At 58.1% G+C, this 6,660-nt stretch carries 5 protein-coding genes; 4 read left to right on the top strand and 1 reads right to left on the bottom strand.

Annotated features, from left to right (window positions below):
- Nucleotides 1-37 precede the first annotated feature (37 nt).
- The gene (rpoS, locus tag FT726_RS16180) at nt 38-1,030 is read left to right on the top strand and encodes an RNA polymerase sigma factor RpoS (RefSeq protein WP_021507339.1); all 993 of its coding nucleotides are present in this window, start codon (nt 38-40) and stop codon (nt 1,028-1,030) included.
- A 95-nt stretch (nt 1,031-1,125) separates the two neighbouring features.
- Here rpoS and mutS read toward each other — a convergent pair whose 3' ends face one another.
- The gene (gene mutS / locus FT726_RS16185) at nt 1,126-3,669 is read right to left on the bottom strand and encodes a DNA mismatch repair protein MutS (protein ID WP_346303071.1); all 2,544 of its coding nucleotides are present in this window, start codon (nt 3,667-3,669) and stop codon (nt 1,126-1,128) included.
- Nucleotides 3,670-4,140: 471 nt separating this feature from the next.
- Between mutS and mltB the strand changes: the two genes are divergently transcribed.
- From mltB to tam, 3 genes are all read left to right on the top strand, one after another.
- Nucleotides 4,141-5,223 carry a lytic murein transglycosylase B gene (gene mltB, locus FT726_RS16190; RefSeq protein ID WP_127834480.1) on the top strand — a complete coding sequence of 361 codons (1,083 nt, stop codon included), beginning with the start codon at nt 4,141-4,143 and terminating at the stop codon, nt 5,221-5,223.
- 86 nt (nt 5,224-5,309) lie between these two features.
- The gene (locus tag FT726_RS16195; RefSeq protein WP_088516493.1) at nt 5,310-5,645 is read left to right on the top strand and encodes a zinc ribbon domain-containing protein YjdM; all 336 of its coding nucleotides are present in this window, start codon (nt 5,310-5,312) and stop codon (nt 5,643-5,645) included.
- Between the two features lie 212 nt (nt 5,646-5,857).
- Entirely contained in the window at nt 5,858-6,634 is a 777-nt protein-coding gene (tam, locus tag FT726_RS16200; RefSeq protein ID WP_058776002.1) for a trans-aconitate 2-methyltransferase, read from the top strand.
- Nucleotides 6,635-6,660: the final 26 nt, after the last annotated feature.

Below are 6,660 nucleotides of genomic sequence, written 5' to 3' on the forward strand. Positions count from 1 at the left end.
AGGTGTTCTGCCCTTGGATCACGGGTAGGAGCCGCTTATGAGCCAGAATACGCTGAAAGTTAATGAGTTACACGATGATGCGGAATTCGAGGAGAACGGAGCTGAGGTTTTTGATGAGAAGGCTCTCGTTGAGAACGAACCTGGTGATAATGAAGTAGCTGAAGAAGAGTTGCTGTCACAGGGTGCGACGCAACGCGTTCTGGATGCGACGCAGCTTTACCTCGGCGAGATTGGTTATTCACCACTGTTAACGGCGGAAGAAGAGGTGTTCTTTGCCCGTCGCGCATTACGCGGTGACATTCCTTCTCGTCGTCGCATGATCGAAAGTAACTTACGCCTGGTGGTAAAGATTGCCCGTCGTTATAGCAATCGTGGTCTGGCGCTGCTGGATCTGATTGAAGAGGGTAATCTCGGCCTGATTCGCGCCGTAGAGAAGTTTGACCCGGAACGCGGGTTCCGCTTCTCAACTTATGCCACCTGGTGGATTCGTCAGACCATTGAACGGGCTATCATGAACCAAACCCGTACTATTCGTCTGCCGATTCATATTGTTAAAGAGCTGAACGTTTACCTGCGTACCGCGCGTGAACTGTCGCACAAGCTGGACCATGAGCCGAGTGCGGAAGAGATCGCCGAGCAGCTGGACAAGCCAGTTGATGACGTAAGCCGTATGTTGCGTCTCAACGAGCGCATTACGTCGGTTGATACGCCGTTAGGCGGTGATTCCGAAAAAGCGCTGCTGGATATCCTGGCCGATGAGAAAGACAACGGCCCGGAAGACACCACGCAGGACGATGATATGAAACAGAGCATCGTTAAGTGGTTGTTTGAACTCAATGCCAAGCAGCGTGAAGTGCTGGCACGTCGTTTCGGCCTGTTAGGCTATGAAGCGGCAACGCTGGAAGATGTGGGCCGCGAAATCGGTTTAACCCGTGAGCGTGTCCGTCAGATTCAGGTAGAAGGTCTGCGTCGTCTGCGCGAAATTTTGCAGACGCAGGGTCTGAATATCGAAGCACTGTTCCGCGAATAAGCCGTAGCTGGCAATAAAAACGGTGACCACAAGGTCACCGTTTTTTTATGCCTGTCATTCAGGCCAGCGCGCGCCGCGCACGCGCCGGTGGCAGGTTACATCAGGGTTTTCAGACGGTAAATCCACTCCAGCGCCTGTTTAGGCGTCAGGCTGTCCGGATCGAGCGCTTCCAGCGCCTCCACTGCCGGCGAGGTTTCCGCCACCAGCAGCGGCAGCTGTGAGCCTTCCACCGTTGAGCCGGCAGAACTGCCCGACAGCGCTTCCAGCTCTTTTAGCTTGTGGCGCGCACGCTTAATCACCTCTTTCGGCACACCGGCCAGCGCCGCCACGGCCAGGCCGTAGCTCTTGCTCGCGGCGCCATCCTGCACGCTGTGCATAAAAGCAATGGTGTCACCGTGTTCCACCGCATCAAGATGCACATTCACCACGCCTTCCATTTTCTCCGGCAGGGTCGTGAGCTCGAAGTAGTGGGTGGCAAACAGCGTCATGGCTTTGATGCGATTCGCCAGGCTTTCGGCACAGGCCCAGGCGAGCGACAAACCATCATAAGTGGACGTCCCGCGGCCTATTTCGTCCATCAGCACCAGGCTGTTTTCGGTGGCGTTATGCAGAATGTTGGCGGTCTCGGTCATCTCGACCATAAAGGTAGAGCGACCGGAGGCGAGATCGTCGGCGGCACCGACACGGGTAAAGATGCGATCGATGGGGCCGATCACCGTCTCTTCCGCTGGCACATAGCTGCCGATCCAGGCCATCAGCGCAATCAGGGCCGTCTGCCGCATATAAGTACTCTTACCGCCCATGTTGGGGCCGGTAATGATCAGCATGCGACGCTGCATCGAGAGCGACAGCGGGTTGGCAATGAACGGCTCTTTCAGCACCTGTTCCACCACCGGATGGCGGCCGGCAGTGATGCGAATCCCGGCTTTCTCCTGCAGCACCGGGCGGCAATAGTTTAGCGTCCAGGCGCGCTCTGCCAGGTTGGCCAGTACGTCCAGTTCTGCCAGCGCCGCGGCGCTCTGCTGCAGCGCTTCGAGGTGCGGCAGCAGGCGATCGAACAGCTCGTCATACAGGCTCTTTTCCAGCGCCAGCGCTTTGCCTTTCGACGTAAGGACCTTATCTTCGTACTCTTTCAGTTCGGGAATGATATAGCGCTCGGCATTTTTCAGCGTCTGGCGGCGGACGTAATGGATAGGCACCAGATGGCTCTGTCCGCGGCTGACCTGAATGTAATAGCCGTGCACAGCGTTGAAGCCAACCTTCAGCGTATCCAGCCCCAGTTTTTCGCGCTCGCGAATCTCCAGGCGGTCAAGATAGTCGCTGGCACCGTCGGCCAGCGCGCGCCACTCGTCCAGCTCGGCGTTATAGCCGGGCGCGATAACACCACCGTCGCGCACCAGCACCGGCGGCGATTCGATAATGGCGCTTTCCAGCAGTTCGCGCAGTTCGCTGAAATCTCCCATCCGATCGCGCAGCGCGTTGAGATGGGGGGCGGCCACGCCCGCTAACTGGGTATTGAGTTCTGGTAATTGCTGGAAGGCATGACGCATGCGCGCCAGATCGCGCGGACGCGCGGTGCGCAGCGCCAGACGTGCCAGAATACGCTCCAGATCGCCTACCTGGCGCAGCACCGGTTGCAGTTCTTCGCTCAGCGACTGCAGTTCGGCAATTGATTCCTGGCGGCGCGTGATGGTGGCTACGTCGCGCAGCGGCATATGCAGCCAGCGCTTCAGCATGCGGCTGCCCATCGGCGTGACGGTTTTATCCAGCACCGCCGCGAGCGTATTTTCGCTGCCGCCCGCCAGATTCTGAGTAATTTCCAGATTGCGCCGGGTGGCCGCATCCATGATGACGCTGTCCTGCTGGCGCTCCATACTCAGCGAGCGAATATGCGGCAGCGAGGTGCGCTGCGTATCTTTAACATACTGCAGCAGACAGCCCGCCGCGCGCAGCGCCAGATGCGCCTGCTCGACGCCAAAGCCGCTGAGATCGCGCGTGCCAAACTGCAGGTTTAACTGCTGACGTGCGGTGTCAATTTCAAATTCCCACAGCGGACGCCGCCGCAGCCCGCGGCGCTGATCGATCAGCGTCATGGCCTGCAAATCCTCCGGATAGAGCAACTCTGCCGGATTGGTACGCTGCAGTTCGGCCGCCATGGTCTCGATATCGCCCGGCTCGCTGAGGCGGAAACGCCCGGAGCTGATATCCAGCGTGGCGTAGCCAAAACCGCGCTGGCTCTGGAAGATGGCTGCCAGCAGGTTATCCTGGCGCTCCTGCAGTAACGCTTCATCACTGATGGTGCCGGGCGTTACAATGCGCACCACTTTACGCTCAACCGGCCCTTTGCTGAGTGCCGGATCGCCAATCTGCTCGCAGATCGCCACCGATTCGCCCAGCTGCACCAGCTTCGCCAGATAGCCTTCAACGGCATGATAGGGCACGCCGGCCATCGGGATCGGTTCACCGGCGGACGCACCGCGTTTGGTCAGCGAGATCTCCAGCAGCTGCGATGCGCGTCTGGCATCGTCATAGAACAGCTCATAGAAATCGCCCATGCGATAAAACAGCAGGATGTCAGGATGATCGGCCTTCAGGCGCAGGTATTGCTGCATCATGGGGGTGTGGCCACTGAAGTCCATTTGCTCTGCTCCTTTCATCTCATTCTCACTCAGGATTCACTCTTTTGATTTCCGCTGGCTGGACAGGGGCAGCCGGGATGGATGGTTATCACACTGGCGGATAACGAAAGGGCAGATGTTAGCATTTTTGCGCAGCCCGCTTCATCCGCCAGCCGATGTTTCTGGCTGGCGACCATATCAAATTGCGACAGGCGGTAAAAAGTAAATTTTATGCGGCGGGGAAAACTGTGGAGCCAGCGCGCAAATCCGGCGCTTAGCCGCGGCCGGGCGAGGCCGCTGCCGTGCTACAGGTAAGCGTCAGTTCGGTCAGTGCACCCCTTACCTCAGCGGCGTTTTCATTACCTGACCAGAGATAGGGCTGGTCATAACTGCAGAATCACCACGGGCGTAAATTTACGACATTGCTCTGTAAGTCGCTTCGTTGAACGATTACCATGAGCATTCGTGTTTCATCTGGCTTATGGATATCCGATGCGTTTTAAGGTTGCTCTTCTTCCGCTTATTTGTTTGCTTGCTGCCTGCAGCAGTAAGCCTGCCCCCCAGCAGCAATCCGCCGTTGTGCCTGCACCGAAAGGGGGGTTTTTACTGGAACCTTCTCACGCCATTCAGCCGATGTTTGGCGACTTTGCCGGTAATCCGGCGGCGGAACAATTTATCGATCAGATGGTGGCGAAGCACGGTTTCAACCGCGACCAGCTGCATGCGGTCATTGGTCAGGCAAAGCGACTGGATTACGTGCTGCGCCTGATGGATCAGCAGGCGCCGAGCTATACGCCGCCGACCGGGCCGAACGGCGCGTGGATTCGCTATCGCAATAAATTCATCACCCCGGATAACGTGCAGAACGGCGTCGCCTTCTGGAATCAATATCAGGATGCGCTGCAGCGCGCCCAGCAGGTGTATGGCGTACCGCCGGAGATCATCGTCGGGATTATCGGGGTGGAAACACGCTGGGGTCGGGTGATGGGCAAAACCCGTCTGCTGGATGCGCTGGCGACGCTCTCGTTTAGCTATCCGCGCCGTGCCGCTTACTTCAGCAGTGAGCTGGAAACCTTCCTGCTGATGGCGCGCACCGAGCAGGACGATCCGCTGGATCTGCGCGGCTCTTTCGCCGGTGCCATGGGCTACGGCCAGTTTATGCCGTCCTCCTATAAGCAGTATGCGGTCGATTTTAACGGCGACGGCCATATCAATCTGTGGGATCCGGTGGATGCCATCGGCAGCGTTGCCAACTACTTTAAAGCGCACGGCTGGCGTTCCGGTGAAAACGTCGCCGTGCCCGCCAGCGGTCAGGCACCGGCGCTGGAGAACGGTTTCAAAACCTCTTATTCAGTGAATACGCTGGCGGCCAGCGGTCTGGCACCGCAGGGTTCGCTGGATGGCAACAGCCAGGTCAGCCTGCTGCGGCTGGATCTCGGCACCAGCTATCAATACTGGTACGGTCTGCCTAATTTCTACGTGATCACGCGCTACAACCACAGCACGCACTATGCCATGGCGGTGTGGCAGCTGGGGCAGGCGGTCGCCCAGGCGCGTCAGGGCAACATGCTTTAATCCTGTCCTTATAAAGTATGAGGGTATAAGATGGCGCCCCTTTTGCGGTGCCTTCTTCATCGCATACCGACTACTGAGGAATATGTATGACGACTTTACCTGCCTGCCCGGCCTGCCAGGCAGACTACACCTGGCAGGAGGGTGATAACCTGAACTGCCCCTCCTGCGGCCATATCTGGTCCGCCAGCGCGGATGACAGCAGCGAAGGGCTGGTAGTGCGCGATGCCAACGGTAACCTGCTGGCAGATGGCGATAGCGTAACCGTAGTGAAAGATCTCAAGGTGAAAGGCAGCTCTTCCACCCTGAAAATCGGCACCAAAGTGAAAAGCATCCGTCTGGTTGAAGGTGACCACAATATCGATTGCAAAATCGACGGCTTCGGTCCGATGAAACTCAAATCTGAGTTTGTGAAAAAGAACTAATTGCAGGACGGCCATGCGCCGTCCTGTTGCTTTTCCCCGCAGGATGCGGAAGTAATGACATCCGCATCCTGCGCGCTATCACCACGCCTGAGCCTGCAGCACCTGACTCCGCTGCGCCATCCACACTTTTTCTGCAACCGCACTTTTCTCTTCGCGCCTCGCGCAGCAAAACAGGTAGTGTGTGACTCTTCCACACAGACAGGAGCGTTGCTATGCAAGACTGGAATCCCCAGCTGTATCGTCAGTTTGAATCTGAGCGTACGCGCCCGGCACAGGAGCTGCTGGCGCGTATTCCCGTCCACGAGGTGCACTTTGCTACCGACCTGGGATGTGGCCCGGGCAACAGCACGGAACTGCTGGCACAGGCCTGGCCGCAGGCGCACATCACTGGCATCGACAGCTCTGAGGCGATGCTGGAACAGGCGCGGCAACGCCTGCCGGACTGTGATTTTCGTCAGGCCGATATCCGCAGCTGGCAGCCTGAGCAGCCGCAACAGGTCATTTATGCCAACGCGTCGCTGCAATGGCTGACCGACCACGAAACCTTGTTGCCGCATCTGGTAAACCAGCTGGCACCGGGCGGAGCACTGGCGGTGCAAATGCCGGATAACCTGCAGGAGCCGTCGCATCGTCTGATGCGTGAGGTGGCGGCCAGCTCACGCTGGCAGGCGCATATTTCGCCTCAGGCGGCAGAACGCAAACGCCTGCTGAGCAGCGATCGCTACTATGATTTATTAGGCGATGCAGGCTGTCAGGTCGATATCTGGCGCACCACTTACTATCATCCGATGGCGGATGCGCAGGCGATTATCAGCTGGTTGCGTGCCACCGGGCTGCGTCCGTTCCTTGCCGCGCTGGATGAGGCGCAGCAGGCTGACTTTTTACGCGACTATCATCAGGCGCTGCTGCCCGCTTACCCGACGCGCAGTAATGGACAGGTTTTGCTGGCCTTTCCGCGTTTATTTATGGTGGCGGTGAAAACGCACTGACCTCACCGGACCGCACCGCGCAAAAT

Source organism: Pantoea sp. Morm (assembly GCF_016643525.1).
Taxonomy (GTDB): Bacteria; Pseudomonadota; Gammaproteobacteria; order Enterobacterales; family Enterobacteriaceae; genus Pantoea; species Pantoea dispersa.